Raw genomic sequence first — 18,661 nt, 5'->3', positions numbered from 1 at the left:
ATTTTAATTAACACATATTTATCAACTGTTGCTTTATTAACGCTTTCAGTATTATTGTAGATTGCTTAGCTCCTTAATAACTACTACCATGAAAGTAATAGATAGTATTAAGGAGTGTTAATGAATGATGAAAGTCGGCATTTATCACGGTCAAAATAGTGTGGGGATAGAAGAGCGTCCGATGCCTCAAGTAGGAGCAAAAGATGCGTTGGTTCGTATTTTAGCGGGGGGGATTTGTGGTACAGATATTAATATAGTAAAAGCAGGCTCAGAAATGGGTATCCGTTTCGGCTCAGAGTTTGGACATGAAATGTTTGGTGAAATCGTCGAATTAGGTTCTGATGTGGAAACCGATTTGAAAGTTGGCATGCGTGTAGGTGTGAATCCAATTACTGCAAAACGTGCAGGCCGTCGTTATTCGTTGGAGGTAGGAGCCTTTTCACAATATGTCTTAATTGAAGATGCAGCACTTAATTATAACCTTTATGAATTCGATGATTCCGTTTCGGCAACAGAGGCCGTATTAATGGAACCCATGAGCGTAGGCTTCCATGGCGCTTTTAGCGTACTGCCCAAACATGGAGACAAAATCGTAGTTCTTGGTGCTGGTCCTATTGGCTTATCTGCAGCTGCAGGATTAATTGGTGAAGGCATTAAAGATGTTTGCGTAGTGGATATTGACAACTGGCGTTTGGATAAAGCAAAAGAATTAGGCGCATTAACAGTTAATACGTCGACTGAAACATTAGCAGAGGGTTTAATCAAACACTTCGGCGAAGTGAACGTATACGGTGTGAGTGTACCGAATATAGATGCTTTTGTGGACGCAGCGGGCGCTCCAATATTATTTGAACAAGTGATGCAGATTGTAAAGCCACAAGTAAGAATAGCAATCATTGCCGTTTATAAAAATGAAGTACCTATAAGCCTTGCTCAAGTGATGAGTAAAGAAGTTAATATTGTTGGAGCTAGTGGATACACACATGAAGATATTGTAAAGGTAATTGAACATATTAACGACAAGAAAACGAATATCTCTACAATGGTGACACAGACTTATAAATTAGAGGATATTCAAGCCGCCTTCGATAGAGCCATTGCAGCAAAAGAAACGATCAAGGTTATTGTAGATCTAACTTAATCATCAGTTAATTATATTGGAGTTTATTTGAGTGTAAAACTCAGGTGAACTCTTTTTATTTTAGAAGAATAATGACGTTATATAAAATTTAATTCTAATTGAACATGGCATATTACTAGAGTGTGGTCGTAATTATACTGAGTATAGAAGTGAAATTAGAGAAAAAACGTGGAGGTATGATGGAAATTAATCTTGTTCCTGTAACGTTTGAAGATAAAGAGGTATTGTCTAATCTATATCAATTTTACAATTATGATTTCAGTTTATTTACAGATCAAGACGTAAACCAGCATGGGGAATTCGAGGTGAATATTGATTATTTTTGGGAAGGGGATCATCGATGGAATCCATATTTGATTGAGGTTTCAGGAAACGTAGCTGGATTTGTGGTTGTTCTTTTTGAAAACTTAGATAAAGACCCAGATCCAACTCATGTGATCTATGACTTTATGATTTTGCAGAAATACAGAAGAAATGGAATAGGTACTGCTGCCGCAATAAAAACACTTGATCTATTTAAAGAAGCTAAATGGAAACTAGCTCAAATGGAAAATAATAAATCTGCCATAGCTTTCTGGCGAAAAGTTCTTAAGGATTATACAAAAGACAACTATACAGAACGTTATTTGAGTGATCTCCAAAAATATATTCAAGCATTCGATAGAAGGGGGAGAACGAAATGAATATCACCGTAACATTAACTGACAGCACAACGAAGTTTATGATTAACAATCTCTACCCACTATACTTACACGATCTATCAGAGATATGGGGGAATCTTCCTAATCAATACGGGGTATACGAGGATAATGAAACACAGACGCTGAATGAACAGAATAAAGTCTTCGACATATGGTGGGAGAAGCCGGGGATTTTATATCCTTATTTAATAAAAGAGGATGGAATTCCTGCTGGTTTTGCATTAGTAGCCACACCACCTCATACACCACCAGGTTGTGAATTTTATTTAAACGAATTCTTTATCCTGCGGCCCTTCCGAGGTACGGGAATCGCTGAACGTGCGGCTAAGGAGGTATTTAATCTTCATATTGGAAAATGGGAGCTACAAACCAATCCCACAGCTACAAATAGGAGAGCCCAGCATTTTTGGAGAAAAACACTAAAAGAATATACTGGTAATAGCTTTCAAGAAGAATGTAAGAAGTCTTTTGATGATGAATTAAAGATGATTTTTAATTTTTGCAATGGATAAAGCTAATCAAATCGAAATGAGGGAATTATTTCTTCTATTTACTTATAGTGGATTAGGGCTTACAATTAGAAAAATTATATATCAAAACAAATGCTTTGATGGAGAAAAGTAGTTCAATACCTCTTTACAGGGAGGAAACGCCGGAGATTGAGAGCGTTTCTAGAGAAAAGGGTTGATCGAAGTTCACTCCGGAGCAGTCCCTTGAAACCATTGTTGGCAAGTAGAGGTGTAACGGTGTTAACCGTTAAATATTTAAGTGAGAACATTTCTGTTTGTTGTACAGAATAGTTCTAATTTAGGGTGGTACCGCGGCTCCTCGTCCCTTTTCGGACGAGGGGTCTTTTTGTTTCCATTTAGAAGAAATATTTGTATCCTTGTAAGGCTCGGTAGCTCAATAGTAAGCTTTCTATAAAAACAGCCTGTTTGATCACTATGGATTGAGATCTGCCTGAGGTTTGCTGCTGGTGCAACCGTCGACCAGCCCTCAGTGAATACTGTCTTTCTAAGGATAGTATTAAGAAAATCCTTTATAGTAAAAAATAGCCGGTCAACCGTAATGGTTGACCGGCTATTACATTTATTTGAAGCGTTAACTCGCAAATATATGCTTACCAATTTTTAAGTTCTGAGGACGAGTCCAGATCCATGCACTAGTAGCTGTATCTGGATTGAAATAATAGATCGAATTGTTTGTTGGGTCCCAACCTCGGACAGCATCAAGAGCAGCTAAATAGGCAGTCCGGTTTGGAGTAAGCCAATACTGTCCGTCAGATACGGCTGTAAATGCGCCTTTTTGAAATACAACGTTTTTTATATTGTTTGGAAATTGACTAGATTGTATGCGATTCATAACTACAGCACCAACTGCGACTTGTCCTTTATAAGGCTCACCGCGCGATTCACTGTAGATTACTTTCGCCAAAATATCCATTTCCTCAATATTAAGCGTGTATTTTTTTAGAGCATTCCAAGTTTTTGTACCAGTAACTCCATCGGCACTTAATCCGTAGGCCTTTTGAAATTTAGCAACGGCAGCTTTCGTTTGTGCTCCATATACACCATCTAAAGGCTGAGTATAGAAATTCAGAGTTTTTAATCGATACTGAAGATCCCACACATCTCCAGAAGAACTCCCTACGGTTAATACCGGAGCAGCACTAGCAGAACCAATCATAGAAGCCATACTTACCAGACCCAAAAGAAGCAACAAAGTGAATATTTTAGTCTTCATTGTAGTAGCCTCCTTTCTGAAAACATTATAAATAACCTTCAATAACTGAGACAACACTCATTTATTGGTAATCTAATAATCCATTTTACATTTTCGAAAATACTTCATTAGGTTTGTGATCCTATGAAATGGGTAAATGAATAATCAGAGGCACATCAACTTCGGAGGTTTTATATATGAAAAAGCAATTGTATCTATTCATAATCGTAGCCGCACTCACTCTAAGCGCATGTGGTAATGATAATAGTTATGGCAATAAGATAATGGAAAATTCCTCACACTCTAGTTCAAGTGACGTACCCGAAAATTTGAAGGTGTCAGAGAATCCTACTTTTAAAATAGGAAGTAAAGCGATTATCCAAGCGGACCATATGGAAGGTATGAAAGAGGCAACAGCAACGATAGTTGGAGCTTTTGATACCACTGCGTATATCGTTTCTTATAGGCCCGCAACAGGCGGATTTCCAGTTACAAATCATAAGTGGATTATTCATGAAGAAATCAAAAAAGCAGCCGATAAACCCTATGAATCCGGCTCAGAAGTCGTAATGGAAGCTGACCATATGAAAGATATGAAAGGTGCAACGGCTCAGATTAACGCAGCGGAACAAACCACGGTATATATGATTGATTACACACCTACTACGGGTGGAGATAAAGTGAAAAATCATAAATGGGTAACGGAAGATGAGCTTTCAGCAATAAAGTAACCAATAGAAATATAAGCTCAAAAGTAATGAAAGATGATTAAGGTAGGAACAGTCATGGACTTTGTTAAAGTTCTAGGCTGCTCCTACCTTTTTGATTGCTTCTTTTATTGGTAGTGAAGTGTTAAAATATCTTTATAAAGCACTGCTATACAAAATATACCATTTTAATTGATATTTTCTTAGAAGGTAGGAGCGTGATTGAAATGCCTAACTGGCAGGTGAAATTCGATGAAGAAATGCTTAAACAAGCTGCACAACAGATTCAAGTCTATTGGACAACGATTAAGTATATTGGTGGTTTTGAAAATGTTGTCTATAGCTTTCCAAAAGATGATCATGAATATATTTTACGTGTAACACATCATTCTCATCAGGAGCAGGAGATGGTCATCTCTGAACTTGACTTTATGGACCATCTTGCAAAGCATGGCGTGCAACTGGCTCCCCCCATTCCCTTTCAGGATGGCAGCTTGGTACAAACGTTAGTCAAAGATAAAGAAAGATTTATGATCTGTGTGATGGAGAAAGCACCAGGTGGTCATGTTAATGCTTCCGATCCCTATTGGGGAACGGAGTTTTTTGAGCAATGGGGTGAGGTAACAGGAAGAATGCATGCTTTAGCTCTGCAATATGAGCGTCCGGAGACTGTTCTGGCAAGATCACATCAGGGTAAGCTAGAGTTTGACTTTGCTAACTTTGGTACTGTTGAACATCAGCTTTTTGAAAAGTTGCTTCAAATAAATGATCGGATTAACCAGTTGCCGCGGAATCGAGAAGGCTATGTACTATGTCACCGTGATTTGCATCCAGGTAATTTCTTCGTGCATGAGGGGCAGATCACCGTGTTTGACTTTGATGATTGTGGATACGACTACATGGTGCATGATATTGCCATTGCCGTTTATTATTCGACCATCTTTGGGGATTGGCGAAAACCGGAGGTAGAGCAGAGTAGAACTTCTAGACTTGCGGCAGCCATGCTGACGTCTTTTATGAAAGGGTATAATCGAGAGTATGCACTCGACAATAAATGGCTAGAAGAGCTCCCGCTCTTTATTGAAAAGCGCCGACTGGAATTAGTGCTTTTGTTATTTCAAGAGTTTTCGGAGTCACAGCGTGAGCAGGATAGAGAGTGGCTTGCCCGTAATATTCAGGATGCCCTAAATGACAAAGCTTGTTTAGAGCTTTAATAAATCCTTTTAAGTAGTTTTTAATATATTTAGAATAGATAATGAGGATATATCATATAAAAAAGGAGCATTTATTTGAACCTAGCAACTCCTGTAACACCTATTCAACTTATGCAAGTACTTCTAAACGTTTCTGTGATCCGCCCTGTTTTTATTTGGGGGGCGCCTGGTATTGGAAAGTCTTCTCTTGTAGAAGCTTTTGCTGATCAGGTGGGTCTTCCATGTGTTTCTCTTCTGGGTTCTCAACTAGCACCGGAAGACATCATTGGGGTACCTCAAATCGTTAACGGCAAGAGCCAATTTTGTCCTCCGAAAATGATTGCTCGGGACGAACCGTATTGCTTGTTCTTAGACGAGCTTAATGCCTGTTCTCAAGAGGTGCAAAAAGCTTTTTATAGTCTTATCCACGAACGCCGCATCGGCGATTATCACCTACCTGAGGGCTCTATAGTAATAGGAGCTGGTAACCGTGCACAAGATAGTGCAATTGTTAAACCTATGTCCTCCGCGCTTATCAATCGGATGTTCCATATACAGCTAAATGTATCTTTTCAGAATTGGATCTCTTGGGCATATGAGAATAGCATTCATCCTATGGTTATTGAATATCTGGAATTGCGTCCCGATCATCTGTGGAGTGCACCTCCAAAGACTGAAGAGCCTTTCTCCACGCCACGCTCTTGGCATATGCTTAGTGATGCACTACATGAGTTTGGGGATGATATAAATGTGGATGCCGTGGGGATTTTAGCGAATGGTTCACTGACACCTTCTCACGCCACACAATTCAGGGCTTTTTATAAAAATCTAACTGGAAAATATGAACTTAATCAAATTATAGATGGTAAATCCTCATTTCCAACGGCTCCAGAAGATCGGGATCTCCTGTATTTCCTGGCGCAATCCTTGCGTGCCCAGATTATCAAAGAACTCCCTCCGATTAAAGATAACGTACGAGATGGACATCGCCAATTTGCACACACTGTTAAAAAGCTGATTAAAGACCTGTCCGTCATTAGCTTTGAAATTGCACAGCTAGTAGTTGCTAAGCAGGAGCAAAGTGATAATATTCCAGATTGGTTAATGGTTGAAATTGTACGTGATTTACCACGTCTTGCAATAAAAGAGCGGGGGTAAATATGGCTAAAAAAACAACACCAGATAATCCCGCTTTGAAAAATTTTAATGAAGCATGTTCATTAATCGCGGATCATCCTATTTTTGCACCGTTATCTGTTCGAGCTTCGATTATCCATAATGAAAATAGTCCATATCCTGAAAACGGCTGGGCAATTGTCACTAATAACGGTTATATTTACACTCATCCTAAACGGCGTGGTGAGGTTGCTGAATGGATGTACGTTTTGGCACATTGTTTTCTTCATTTAGGACTTGGGCATTTAAAGATTAAAGAGAATCAAGTGGCGTGGAACGTTGCATGTGATGTGTACATAGCAAAGTTTTTAAATGACTTGAAGCTTGGGAAAGTACCCGCAGATATGGAGTCGCGAATTGATCTTACAATTAAAGATGAACAACAGCTTTACGAGCAATTTATGATAAAAGGAATTCCGGACACCTCCAGATATTTTGGGACTGCGGGTGTTTCAAAACTGGATATGAATGTTAGAGAAACCACCAAAAGATACTGGGGAAAAGCACCGGATTGGGAAGCCTATTTTGCTTATGGGTTATCTAATGCTGTGACGAATGCAGTAAGTGTTGCTGGAGGCCATGCTAATACTATTAGTGACCCTGCACTTTCATTAACCGCTCCACAACGTGCAAAACGATGGTTTATGGACAGATATCCTTTATTAGGTGCGCTTGCCGCCGGCTTTGAGATTATAGAAGATCCAGCGATATGTCGGCGATTTGATATTTCCATAGCTGCCATTGACGTTATTGAGCGCAAAATATTTATGAACCCTGCAGCCGGACTAAACGACGAGGAGTGTATTTTCGTGATGGCGCATGAGCTTCTGCATGCGGGGCTTCAGCATCACGAGCGATGTCTTGGCCGGGATCATTATCTTTGGAATGTGGCTTGTGACTACGTAATAAATCTATGGCTAGTAGAAATGAGTGTAGGGGAGTATCCGCGAATTGGACTCTTATTAGATCCTGAGCTTAAAGGTTTATCTGCTGAAACGATTTATGATCGTATGGTCGGAGATATCCGCACTTATAAGAAACTGGCAACCTTGAGAGGGAATGGACTTGGTGACATTTTAGATAACGGTTCATCAAGTTTTTGGGATGCGAGAGAAGGACAGACGCTAGATGATTTCTGTAAAAATGCGATGCAACAAGGACTTATGTATCATGAAGAGCAAAGTCGCGGTCTTTTACCGTCAGGCCTAGTTGAAGAGATTAGAGCGCTGGGCCAGCCACCTATTAAATGGGATGTAGAGCTTGCTCGGTGGTTTGATCATTATTTTTCACCGCTTGAGAAGACCAGATCTTATTCACGAATTAGCAGACGTCAATCTTCTACGCCTGATATCCCTCGACCACAATGGGTTCATAGCGGTGCTGCAGATGATGGCCGCACTTTTGGAGTTATTTTAGATACCTCAGGCTCAATGGATAAAAAGCTTCTGGCCAAAGCATTAGGGGCCATTTCAAGTTATGCGCAGGCTCGTGATGTTCCTTTTGCACGGATTATCTTTTGTGATGCTTGTCCTTATGATGCAGGTTACATGCCCCCCGAGGCTATCGCAGATCGAGTACAAGTGAAGGGAAGAGGGGGAACGATCTTACAACCAGCTATTGATTTGATTCAACAAGCTGAGGATTTTCCGAAAAAAGGACCGCTTCTAATTATTACAGATGGTTATTGTGACAAGCTGACCATTAAAAGAGACCATGCTTATATTTTGCCCAAGGGAAATGACTTGCCTTTCTCACCCAAAGGACCTGTATTCAGAATTAATTAGGGCTTAGAATAAATTTAGAGCGAGGTAACAATGGATATGAATCCCCCCAAACATATTCTTTCCGCAGCTACCGTTGTATTCAATGATCAAAGAGAGATTTTATTAATAAAAGGTCCACGTAGAGGATGGGAGATGCCAGGCGGACAGGTTGAAGAGGAGGAGTCCCTTATAGAAGCAGCAATCAGGGAAGCCAAAGAAGAATCGGGCATTGATATAGAGATTAATAAGTTCTGCGGCGTCTTTCAAAATGTAGATCGATCTATTTGCACTACATTATTTCTGGGTAAAGCTATCGGTGGTGAGCCTGCTACTAGTTCCGAAAGCTTGGAAGTGGGTTTTTTCTCGATAGAACAAGCATTGGAAATGGTCACATGGAAAAACCTCAGACTGCGGCTGGAGTATTGTCTAAATGATGAGGTGCAGCCTTTTTACGTAGAGTTACGGGGGACAGAAGTTGAAGAAATTATTATTACACATCTGAGTTAACATAGGGAGCACAATGGACAAGTGTTTCGATCAACAAAGATTCATTTTTTTTATTTTATAACATTTTCAGTTGATTACAGAACTTTTCATACGTTTACAGCGTCTTACTTATGAACGATAAATCGACGGTAAGGACTGAAACATTATGAAAGACAACACGAAGCTTTTCAGAAATAATATGAGGAGCCAGTCTTCTATACAATCTGTAGGCGGCAGGCGTTATGTGCCAGGAATTGATGGTCTAAGGGCTTTATCAGTACTCGCTGTAATCGCATATCATTTGAATCTGAATTGGGCTGAGGGTGGACTTCTCGGCGTTGGAATATTTTTTGTAATCTCCGGATATCTCATTACTGACCAAATCATTAGCCAGTGGGAGCGGCACCGAAGGCTGAACCTTGTAGACTTTTGGGTTCGTAGGGCGCGGAGGCTGTTGCCTGCGATGGCCGTTATGCTTTTTGTGGTTGCCATATGGCTTTTAATTATAGAACCATCAAGATTGTTTGGGCTAAAGGGTGACTTTATGTCTTCCTTATTTTATTTCAATAACTGGTGGCTAATATTTCATAATGTTTCCTATTTTGAAAGCTTTGGCCCACCATCTCCTATCGGACATTTATGGTCGCTTTCTATTGAAGGACAGTTTTATATTCTATGGCCAATAGTTCTCATCATCGTGATGAAAATCGCTCGTCGGCGAGGTAAGCTTATTGCATGGATTATGGCTTGCGCAGCAGTCTCGGCTTTAGCCATGGCATTGATCTACGTACCGGGGACAGACCCAAGTAGAGTATATTATGGAACGGATACCCGCTTATTTGCGCTTCTCATTGGAGCAGCACTTGCAGTTGCTTGGCCAAGTCAGAAACTTAATGATAACGTCTCAGAACCGGCTCGGCGTGTGCTTGATATTGTAGGGGGATTAGGACTCATTCTATTGTTGGTACTTTTTAATCAGGTTAATGAGTTCGATGATTTACTTTACCGTGGTGGGTTTTTAGTGATTTCTTTGATTGCAGCTGTAGTTATTGCCGTTCTAGCTCATCCTGCTAGCCGTCTGGGATCGATCGTAGGCTGTAAACCTTTGCGTTGGATCGGGCTGCGATCATATAGCTTGTACATATGGCATTTTCCAGTCATTATCCTTAGCAGTCCGAATGTGAGTACTGAAGAAAGCAGCATGCTTCGGATCATCATTCAGGTAGCAGTAAGTTTTCTTCTAGCTGCATTGTCATATAAGTATGTGGAGGAGCCCATTCGTCGAGGTTCATTTAAAGAAACTTGGAAGAACATCAGTGTAAAACGAAGGGGGGGTCTTCGTCCAGGCTTCTTAATGGCTATTATTGCTGTGATTCTTATCCCAATCGCATGCAAAGGTTATTTGTTAAACGCTGGATCGGATACGTCTGCGATCGAATCGGCAGATTTGCAGTATGAACAACAACAGCTGCAACAGCAAGAACAACGACTGCAGCAGCAAGAACAACAAGATATGGGAAGAAAGAATGATCCCGCAGATCATAAAGCGATAGACGAAAATATAACTGATAAACCATCAATACCAGCCTTGGCAACAGCTACAACTGAACCTGAAGTGAAAAAAGCTGATACTAAGGTGGGAACTACAAATACAGAAATAGCAAAGCCTGAATCGGAAGTGGGGAAATCTGTTCCTGAAGAAAAGAAACCTGTGGCTGAGAAGAGTCAAGCTGGAACGGATGTTACGGCCATTGGAGATTCTGTCATTTTGGATGCAGCACCATACCTTTCAGAGGAATTACCTGGCATTGTCATCGAGGGAAAGATCGGTCGGCAGATGGCTAAAGCTCAGGAGGTAGTGGATCAGCTTAAAGCTCAAGGCCGGCTGGGTAAAAAGGTTATAATCGAGCTTGGGACTAACGGATCCTTTAGTTCAAAGCAATTACGTAATTTACTAGATTCATTAAGTGATGCTGAGCAGATTTTTTTGGTCAATACACGGGTTCCAAGAAAATGGGAGAATAATGTGAATCACAATATTTCAAAAGTTTCCAGTGAATATAGTAATACGACCGTAGTAGACTGGTACTCTGCAAGTGAAGGAAAAGACGATTATTTCTACCAAGATGGTGTGCATCTTAAACCAGAGGGCTCCAAGTGTTACGCCTCACTTCTTGCGAAAGCCTTGGAAAGTAAGTAAGAATTAATTGAATCTCCAAACTTTTTGATATTATATTTTAATAGACCGGCAAGAGAGTTCTCTCTTTGCCGGTCTTTTTTTTCGTAAACGAATGATCATTGAAGAGCTAATTAATTCCTAGTCGTAGATAAAATGCTCCACCACAGCCACAGTCTTAGTTATGTCTGGATCAGAATTATCGATCACTTTCACATTAGAACTTGGAAGCGGCCACTTCACACTGCGGTTTCCAAATGATTTGCGGAATTCATCCCAATGCTGGAACTTCCATTCATCTAATGGTGATTGTCGATCGTGAATTCGTGTCCGATACAATTCCTCATTGGCTAGTTCGACCAAGACAACTTTAACCTCAACATCTTGCAGCGAACGTCCGATTCGAGATAACTCACTGCTGATCCAGTCAGGGTTGGCAGCTTCTTTAGTAAATGGTCCAACCACAAATGCATCTACATTCAGGCCTATATTGTCTAGCGCTGCATCCATCGTAATCCGGTAGCCCAAATCACGGCATAATCTTTTGTAATCGGCAGAGTCTCTGTCTGCCGGGTCCAATCCGTGAAAGGTCATAATGGCGTCAGCCGCTGGACGTAATAGAATATCCATATCAAAGAAGGGTACTTTACGCCGGGAAGCGATCGCTTTAGCTAATGTCGTTTTGCCTGCCCCAGCTGGCCCTAGAAAAAATACAAGTTTGTTCATCATTGTCTCTCCTTAGAACCTCAATTCATTGCTACAGTCTATCTCTAAATATTATCATATAAAAGAAGATGAGTAATCGCCAGCGTAAAATCCTCATCTACCGTAGGTTTTGAGAACCTGAGATATTTCGCGTTACGGTCCATAATATGATATTTTTTTGCTTCTCCATTGAGTTTTTGTGTAATCCTGCTTATAATATAGCGAGAAAAATAAGAAAAAGGTGTCCATAAATGAGCATATTAAATGTAGAAGGATTAAGTCATGGTTTTGGAGATCGTGCGATCTTCAAGGATGTTTCATTCCGTCTTCTAAAAGGCGAGCATATCGGATTATTCGGCGCTAACGGCGAAGGTAAATCCACTTTTATGAATATTGTTACAGGAAAGCTTCAACCGGATGAAGGTAAGGTCGAATGGTCCAAACGGGTGCGTGTTGGCTACCTCGATCAGCATGCAGTGTTGACCAAAGGCATGACCATTCAAGATGTACTCAGAGGCGCTTTTCAATACCTCTTTGATCTTGAGCAAGAGATGAATGATATGTACGGCAGAATGGGTGACGTGTCGCCTGAAGAGTTGGAAAAGCTGCTTGAAGAAGTTGGTACGATCCAAGATACGCTTACAAATCAAGATTTCTACATGATCGATGCGAAGATACAAGAAACCGCGCGCGGTCTAGGCATCACAGATATTGGATTGGATCGTGATGTAGCTGATCTTAGTGGTGGTCAGCGTACCAAAATCCTGCTTGCGAAGCTGTTGCTTGAAAAACCAGATATTTTGCTCCTAGATGAGCCTACGAACTATCTGGATGAGCAGCATATTGAATGGCTGAGACGTTATCTTCAAGAGTATGATAATGCATTTATTCTGATCTCACATGATATGCCTTTCTTGAACAGCGTTATCAACCTGATCTACCATATGGAAAATCAAAAGCTGACCCGTTATGTGGGTGATTATGAGCAATTCCAACAGGTCTACGAAATGAGAAAACAACAGCTTGAATCTGCTTATAACCGTCAGAAACAAGAAATTGCAGAGCTGAAAGACTTCGTTGCACGTAACAAAGCCAGCGTAGCTACCCGTAACATGGCAATGTCCAGACAGAAGAAGCTCGACAAGATGGAAATCATCGAGATTGCAAAAGAGAAGCCAAAACCACAGTTTAACTTTAAAGAAGGTAAAACTGCGGGCAAGATGATCTTCGAAGCTAAAGAATTGGTTATCGGATATGACACACCGTTGTCCAGACCACTAAATTTGTTAATGGAGCGTGGACAAAAGATCGCGTTGGTCGGTGCGAACGGGATCGGTAAAACCACCTTGCTTCGCAGCATCTTAGGCGAAATCCAAGCATTGTCCGGTTCGGTAGAACGTGGATACCATCAAGAGATTGGATACTTTGAGCAAGAAATGAAAGAAGGCAATTACAAGACTTGTATCGAGGAGATCTGGGATACATTCCCATCCCTGTCACAATTCGAAGTACGTGCTGCCCTTGCCAAATGTGGACTGACCACGAAACATATCGAAAGTAAGATTGCAGTTCTAAGTGGTGGAGAAAAAGCTAAAGTGCGTCTATGTAAACTCATTAACAGTGAAACAAACATTCTCGTATTAGATGAGCCGACGAACCACTTGGATATCGATGCCAAAGATGAACTGAAACGTGCGCTGAAAGCATATAAGGGAAGCATTCTCATGATCTCTCACGAACCAGATTTTTATCAAGACATTGTCACCGATATCTGGAATTGCGAAGATTGGACAACAAAAGTATTCTAATAAGCAAATCTTTATTGAACAAGCCTATGAGGTGTTAACGAATCAGTTACGCTTTATAGGCTTTTTTATGGATAGTGGGGAGGGTCTATGTGTTAGAGAATAAAATGGATCAGCTTAACATCAGTGTTCAAAGAATTTTTGGAGAACAAGAAATAGAAATAGTCGATTTCACATGTGAGGATTTAGATTATAAAACACCTAACTTTACAACAGCGGGTATCTTTCATCTTCAGGGTATCGCACTAATTAATAACGAGCAGCTTCCATGGTCAATCATATTAAAAATCATTAAGTCTGATAGTGCAGAAAAAGAGGATCCAGCACATCACAATTACTGGCGACGAGAAGCCCTAGTCTTTGAATCTAAGATTCTGGATGAGCTTCCTAGCTCAATCCAAGCTCCTAAGTGTTATCTTGTTGAGGAGCAAGTAGATGGGACTGTATGGTTATGGATGGAACGAATTGAAGGGGAATTTGCACATACGAAGGAGCAATTTGATATTATCGCTGAACGGTTAGGCCGATTTAATGGAGCTTATCTTTCAGGAAAGAACACTCCTAATAACCAATGGATATGTAGAAGCTGGCTTAGATCATGGACTACCGCAAGTAAAATGTATGCACCTAACCCTGAAGAATATATTCATCAATTACATAGAGACAATGACCGAAGCCTTTGGGCTTGGTTCCAAGACTTCACGAAGCGGATAGACAGTAACTTGAATGCTCTCCATCGCTTGCCGCGAGTATTAGCCCATCAGGACCTCAGTCAAATGAATATGCTGTTAACTCAAAACGGAGAGTTAGTTTTGATAGACTGGCAATTTATGAGTATATCAGGTTTAGGTGAAGATCTTGGTAAAATGTTTGGCGTAAATATGAGTCTTGGTGTAATTCCTATCCATCGTTACGAGGAATTTAAAGAGTCTTTATTCCATTCGTATATCAAAGGATTAAAGGCTAGCGGATGGCAGGGGGACGAATCCCTTGCAAGATATGGTTATTGTTTAAGCACTGCTTTACGCAGTGTCTGGGAAGTGCCACAATACTTTTCTCTGAATGCTCAGCTACAATCTGACCTGTTAAACGCTAATCTTCAGGAGCGGGTTAATCGGCTAGAGCAAATCATTATTATTCATCAAAAAATGACGCTAGAAGCAGAGACATTGAAATTATGGACAACATAGTTCTTAATTCTCATTAGATATGAAAAGGGAGCCCCTATTACAGGAGCTCCTTTTTGCTACACCTCAATAATGATGGGGAGAATCATTGGACGTCGTTTCGTTTTTTCGTACAGGAATCTACTTAGGGTCTCCTTGATGGTCTGCTTGATGATATTCCACTCGCCTAGGTCAGCCTCACTCATCTTTTGAAGGGTAGAAGTTACAAGCTTGTTGATCTCCTCCATTAAAGTTTCTGAGTTACGGACATAGATGAATCCTCTGGATATGGTATCCGGCTCGTTTAATAAACGTCCATCTTCTTGGCTTAATGTAATCACTGTAATCAAAATACCGTCTGCTGACAGCTGGCGACGATCGCGAAGAACGACATTACCAATATCTCCAATCCCAAGGCCATCCACTAGGGTTTGTCCAGCTGCCACTCGGCCAGATTGGCGGACGACACCTGATGATGATTCGACGATATCTCCATTTTTCAGAATAAAGATATTATTGGGGTTAACACCAACTGCCTCTGCTAACAAGCTGTGATGATGTAGCATACGGTATTCACCATGAATCGGTATGAAATATTCAGGTTTCATCAAGGTTAACATTAACTTAAGCTCTTCTTGGCTTGCATGCCCAGATACATGAAGCTCGCTGCGTGATCCATAGATGACTTTAGCGCCAAGCACGTATAAATTATCGACGATTCTAGATACATTGCGTTCATTCCCGGGAATGGGATTAGCTGCTATCAGAACGGTGTCTCCTGCCTGGATTTCCATCTGCCTATGACTTGCGTTAGCCAGTCGCGATAACGCAGCCATGGGCTCTCCTTGACTGCCTGTACATAATACAGTTACTTGCTCTGGAGGGAGTTTGGCAGCTTCTGTAGGCTCGATCAGCATGTTATCTGGAATGCTCAAGTACCCGAGTTCCTGGGCTACTCGGACAACATTAACCATACTTCTGCCAAGTAAGGTTAATCTACGATCGGTTAAACGAGCAGCTTCAATGATCTGTTGTAGACGGTGTACATTTGAAGCAAAGGTAGAGATAAAAATTCTACGGTCAGCTTTCATGAATGCTTCTTCTATATGAGCGCCAACGAGTTTTTCAGAGGGGGTGAAGCCTGGGCGTTCTGCATTGGTACTCTCTGAGAGCAGGAACTTTACACCATTCTTCCCGATGTCAGCCATTTTATGTATATCGGGATACTGCTTATTAACAGGGGTCATGTCAAATTTGAAATCCCCTGTATGAACAACGGTCCCTTCTGGGGTATCGAATACAACACCAAGGCAATCCGGAATACTATGATTGGTATTAAAGAACGTTGTAGTAATCGCTCCTAGCTGTAAAGTAGACTCAGAATCAATGACATGAAGCTTGGTCTGACGTAATATTCCGTGTTCCCTCAGTTTATTTTCAATTAGACCTAAGGTTAACCGAGATGCGTAGATCGGAAGATTTAATTGTTTGAGTAGATACGGAATTCCTCCAATATGATCCTCATGTCCATGTGTAACTACTAATGCTCGAATCTTATCAAGATTACTTAATAAATACGTAACATCAGGAATAATGAGGTCAATCCCCAGTAGACTTTCGTCCGGAAATTTAGAACCGCAATCAATGACAATAATATCATCTGCATATTGCAGGAAATACATATTCTTACCAATTTCATTCACACCGCCTAATGCTGCAATCCAGAGCTGCTTAGCTGCCACTTTCATTAAAGTCCCTCCTTTTATAAATTCCCCTATATTATGTATGAAATCCTTTATAATTATCCTTTCATTGAGGTGGTACAATAGTATAACAATAGATTGATATTCAAAAGTTAGGGGACAGATTGATCATGAACATCAGAAGAATACATAAGAACGATAATCGTGCGATTGAACAGATTATTAGGAGCTGTCTGATTGAGTTTGGCGGGAATAGGGCAGGGCTTGCGTGGGAAGATGACAGCCTGCATCATTTATATGAGTATTACAATCATAGTGATAATCAGGCCTATTGGGTTGTAGAAGAAGATGGAAATATATTGGGCGGGTGTGGCATTGCGCCTTTCGGCAATGAGGGCGACATATGTGAGTTGCAAAAAATGTACTTATCTCAGTCTGTTAGAGGTAATGGGATAGCTTCTGAACTCCTAAATACGGCGCTGGATTTTGCCAAGCTTCATTACAATAAATGTTATTTGGAGACATTACAGAACATGCATGCGGCTAACCGTTTTTATATGAAAAACGGCTTCGAACTTTTAGATGCCCCATTAGCTGGCTCAGAGCATTTCGCATGTGATGCTTGGTATATTAAAGAGTTAATTTAATTATGGTTTAGTAAGCCTGGATTAGCAGGCTTATTTTTTATTTGACAATAAAACCGTCCAGACGGTATAGTAAATATCAGGGGTGATCAATGTGAACAGTAATTCTAAACGTAAAACTATTTTATTGGCGGCTTCCACAGTTGTTAAAAATAATGGAGTAGAGAAGCTTACGCTTGAAGCTGTGGCTAAAGAAGCCGGGGTCAGTAAGGGCGGGCTACTGCACCATTTTCCAAATAAAGAAGCTTTGATCATAGGGATGGTCGAAGATCTAACGAACCATTTTTTTACCAATGTTCAAGATAGAGCAATGAGCGAAACGGTTGAAAAAGGGAAGTGGAGTCGTGCTATTACTAAAGCCATGGATGATGATATTAAAGAGGGCAAAGAGATTGGTACCGCGCTTCTTGCTGCTCTTTTCACAAATCCAGATATTCTTAACAAATTTCAAAGTCAATATGCAACGTGGCAACAAAACATAGAGAACGATGGCATTGATCCTGTACGCTCCACTATCATTAGGTTGGCAGCAGATGGGTTATGGTATTCCGAAATGTTCGGATTAGGTGTGTTAGATGATGAATTACGCACGAAAGTCATTCAAGAATTGATAAATATGACAAAGTAAGGAGAGGTTATCTTTGAATTCATATGTATTACTTGCAACAGCGATCATCTGTGAGGTATTTGGCAGTTCAATGCTAAAAGTGTCTAACGGGTTTAAAAGGGTATTCCCATCCATTGGCGTGATCCTTGGTATGGGCTTAGCATTTTATAGTCTTTCTTTAGCGTTAAAAACAATTCCATTAGGTACAGCTTATGCGATTTGGTCAGGGGTGGGCACAGCTTTGACAGCTATAATTGGCGTAGTTATTTATAAGGAGAATTTTAATCGTAAGAAATTACTAGGTCTACTACTTATTATTGGTGGTGTAATCATTATGAAGCTCTCAGGTGGGGCTCATTAGAATTTGGAGGCTGCAGCATGAAAAGAAATGTAGGATATATTGCTCTAAGTATAGCGATTGCTAGCGAAGTCGTAGGTACTACTATGTTGAAAATGTCAGAAGGATTCACGCAATTACTCCCTTCTATAGGGGTTATTATTGGTTTTATTATTGCTTTTTATAGTTTATCCATAAGCCTTAGAGAATTACCGTTAAGCTTAGCTTATGCAATTTGGTCGGGTGTAGGTACTGTTCTAACTGCAATTGTGGGTATTGTTGTGTGGGGAGATCCATTTGGTATTCTTACTTTTGCCGGAATAGTATTAATAGTAGGAGGAGTGGTATTATTAAACTCTCCTGCCAAAGGTGAAGACAAAGTACGGGCCTGATAAATCAGGCTCTTTTTTTATTTTTAAACGGATGTCATAGATTCCATAAATCGCATAGTTTCGCGATAATGGTATCACTTACCTTTTCCGTAGAATTACATCTTATAGTTTGAGCTACTATTTATCTATAATGAGTGTGTCTGAAAGTGAAGGGAGGTTGTGGTTCTTTTTAATGTGCTCTGGATGATCTCTATTGAAAACGCTACCATTTGAGCACTCTGATAGGTTCGTGAATTT

The 18,661-nt window shown here is 40.5% G+C and carries 18 protein-coding genes and 1 other annotated feature; of the genes, 15 read left to right on the top strand and 3 right to left on the bottom strand.

The window, feature by feature from the left end; all coding sequences use genetic code 11:
- Window positions 1-124: 124 nt before the first annotated feature.
- The 3 genes from NSQ29_RS12885 (at window position 125) to NSQ29_RS12875 (ending at window position 2,354) form a co-directional block, all read left to right on the top strand.
- Window positions 125-1,141 carry a zinc-dependent alcohol dehydrogenase gene (locus NSQ29_RS12885; protein WP_340969320.1) on the top strand — a complete coding sequence of 339 codons (1,017 nt, stop codon included), beginning with the start codon at window positions 125-127 and terminating at the stop codon, window positions 1,139-1,141.
- Between the two features lie 149 nt (window positions 1,142-1,290).
- Window positions 1,291-1,824 (top strand): GNAT family N-acetyltransferase, encoded by a 534-nt coding sequence (locus tag NSQ29_RS12880; RefSeq protein WP_341125257.1) that lies wholly within the window; start codon window positions 1,291-1,293, stop codon window positions 1,822-1,824.
- Window positions 1,821-2,354, top strand: a complete 534-nt coding sequence (locus tag NSQ29_RS12875; protein WP_339248020.1) for a GNAT family N-acetyltransferase — start codon at window positions 1,821-1,823, stop codon at window positions 2,352-2,354. The genes NSQ29_RS12880 and NSQ29_RS12875 overlap by 4 nt, the downstream gene beginning before the upstream one ends.
- A gap of 86 nt (window positions 2,355-2,440) precedes the next feature.
- Window positions 2,441-2,681: a binding site (T-box leader), on the top strand.
- Between the two features lie 262 nt (window positions 2,682-2,943).
- On the opposite strand, the gene sleB is transcribed toward NSQ29_RS12875, so the two are convergent.
- Entirely contained in the window at window positions 2,944-3,585 is a 642-nt protein-coding gene (sleB, locus tag NSQ29_RS12870; RefSeq protein ID WP_445739162.1) for a spore cortex-lytic enzyme, read from the bottom strand.
- A 176-nt stretch (window positions 3,586-3,761) separates the two neighbouring features.
- Between sleB and NSQ29_RS12865 the strand changes: the two genes are divergently transcribed.
- From NSQ29_RS12865 to NSQ29_RS12840, 6 genes are all read left to right on the top strand, one after another.
- Window positions 3,762-4,295 (top strand): YdhK family protein, encoded by a 534-nt coding sequence (locus tag NSQ29_RS12865; protein ID WP_341125256.1) that lies wholly within the window; start codon window positions 3,762-3,764, stop codon window positions 4,293-4,295.
- Between the two features lie 203 nt (window positions 4,296-4,498).
- A complete protein-coding gene (locus tag NSQ29_RS12860) occupies window positions 4,499-5,485 on the top strand; it encodes a phosphotransferase enzyme family protein (RefSeq protein WP_341125255.1) in 987 nt (328 codons plus the stop codon).
- Window positions 5,486-5,560: 75 nt separating this feature from the next.
- Window positions 5,561-6,622 carry an AAA family ATPase gene (locus NSQ29_RS12855; protein WP_076298997.1) on the top strand — a complete coding sequence of 354 codons (1,062 nt, stop codon included), beginning with the start codon at window positions 5,561-5,563 and terminating at the stop codon, window positions 6,620-6,622.
- 2 nt (window positions 6,623-6,624) lie between these two features.
- The gene (locus NSQ29_RS12850) at window positions 6,625-8,424 is read left to right on the top strand and encodes a vWA domain-containing protein (protein WP_341125254.1); all 1,800 of its coding nucleotides are present in this window, start codon (window positions 6,625-6,627) and stop codon (window positions 8,422-8,424) included.
- Window positions 8,425-8,460: 36 nt separating this feature from the next.
- A complete protein-coding gene (locus NSQ29_RS12845; protein WP_341125253.1) occupies window positions 8,461-8,910 on the top strand; it encodes an NUDIX hydrolase in 450 nt (149 codons plus the stop codon).
- 178 nt (window positions 8,911-9,088) lie between these two features.
- On the top strand, window positions 9,089-11,089 hold the full coding sequence (locus NSQ29_RS12840; RefSeq protein ID WP_339804303.1) for an acyltransferase family protein: 2,001 nt from the start codon (window positions 9,089-9,091) through the stop codon (window positions 11,087-11,089).
- Between the two features lie 117 nt (window positions 11,090-11,206).
- Here the strand turns inward: NSQ29_RS12840 and NSQ29_RS12835 are convergent, their stop codons facing one another.
- Window positions 11,207-11,791, bottom strand: a complete 585-nt coding sequence (locus tag NSQ29_RS12835) for an AAA family ATPase (protein WP_149644600.1) — start codon at window positions 11,789-11,791, stop codon at window positions 11,207-11,209.
- Between the two features lie 230 nt (window positions 11,792-12,021).
- Here NSQ29_RS12835 and NSQ29_RS12830 point away from each other — a divergent pair, with 230 nt between their 5' ends.
- Window positions 12,022-13,578, top strand: a complete 1,557-nt coding sequence (locus tag NSQ29_RS12830) for an ABC-F family ATP-binding cassette domain-containing protein (RefSeq protein WP_042188035.1) — start codon at window positions 12,022-12,024, stop codon at window positions 13,576-13,578.
- An 89-nt stretch (window positions 13,579-13,667) separates the two neighbouring features.
- Window positions 13,668-14,765, top strand: a complete 1,098-nt coding sequence (locus tag NSQ29_RS12825) for a phosphotransferase (RefSeq protein WP_341125252.1) — start codon at window positions 13,668-13,670, stop codon at window positions 14,763-14,765.
- Window positions 14,766-14,821: 56 nt separating this feature from the next.
- Here the strand turns inward: NSQ29_RS12825 and NSQ29_RS12820 are convergent, their stop codons facing one another.
- Entirely contained in the window at window positions 14,822-16,489 is a 1,668-nt protein-coding gene (locus NSQ29_RS12820) for a ribonuclease J (protein ID WP_042188039.1), read from the bottom strand.
- 125 nt (window positions 16,490-16,614) lie between these two features.
- Here NSQ29_RS12820 and NSQ29_RS12815 point away from each other — a divergent pair, with 125 nt between their 5' ends.
- From NSQ29_RS12815 to NSQ29_RS12800, 4 genes are all read left to right on the top strand, one after another.
- The gene (locus NSQ29_RS12815) at window positions 16,615-17,091 is read left to right on the top strand and encodes a GNAT family N-acetyltransferase (RefSeq protein WP_341125251.1); all 477 of its coding nucleotides are present in this window, start codon (window positions 16,615-16,617) and stop codon (window positions 17,089-17,091) included.
- Window positions 17,092-17,182: 91 nt separating this feature from the next.
- Window positions 17,183-17,716, top strand: a complete 534-nt coding sequence (locus tag NSQ29_RS12810; RefSeq protein WP_052404282.1) for a TetR/AcrR family transcriptional regulator — start codon at window positions 17,183-17,185, stop codon at window positions 17,714-17,716.
- A 13-nt stretch (window positions 17,717-17,729) separates the two neighbouring features.
- Window positions 17,730-18,056 (top strand): DMT family transporter, encoded by a 327-nt coding sequence (locus tag NSQ29_RS12805; RefSeq protein ID WP_042188043.1) that lies wholly within the window; start codon window positions 17,730-17,732, stop codon window positions 18,054-18,056.
- A 17-nt stretch (window positions 18,057-18,073) separates the two neighbouring features.
- On the top strand, window positions 18,074-18,424 hold the full coding sequence (locus NSQ29_RS12800; RefSeq protein WP_042188045.1) for a DMT family transporter: 351 nt from the start codon (window positions 18,074-18,076) through the stop codon (window positions 18,422-18,424).
- Window positions 18,425-18,661 lie beyond the last annotated feature (237 nt).

The sequence above is a fragment of the Paenibacillus sp. FSL F4-0236 genome, from assembly GCF_038000135.1.
GTDB lineage: Bacteria > Bacillota > Bacilli > Paenibacillales > Paenibacillaceae > Paenibacillus_AQ.
This window is presented reverse-complemented; position numbering and strand designations above follow the sequence as displayed.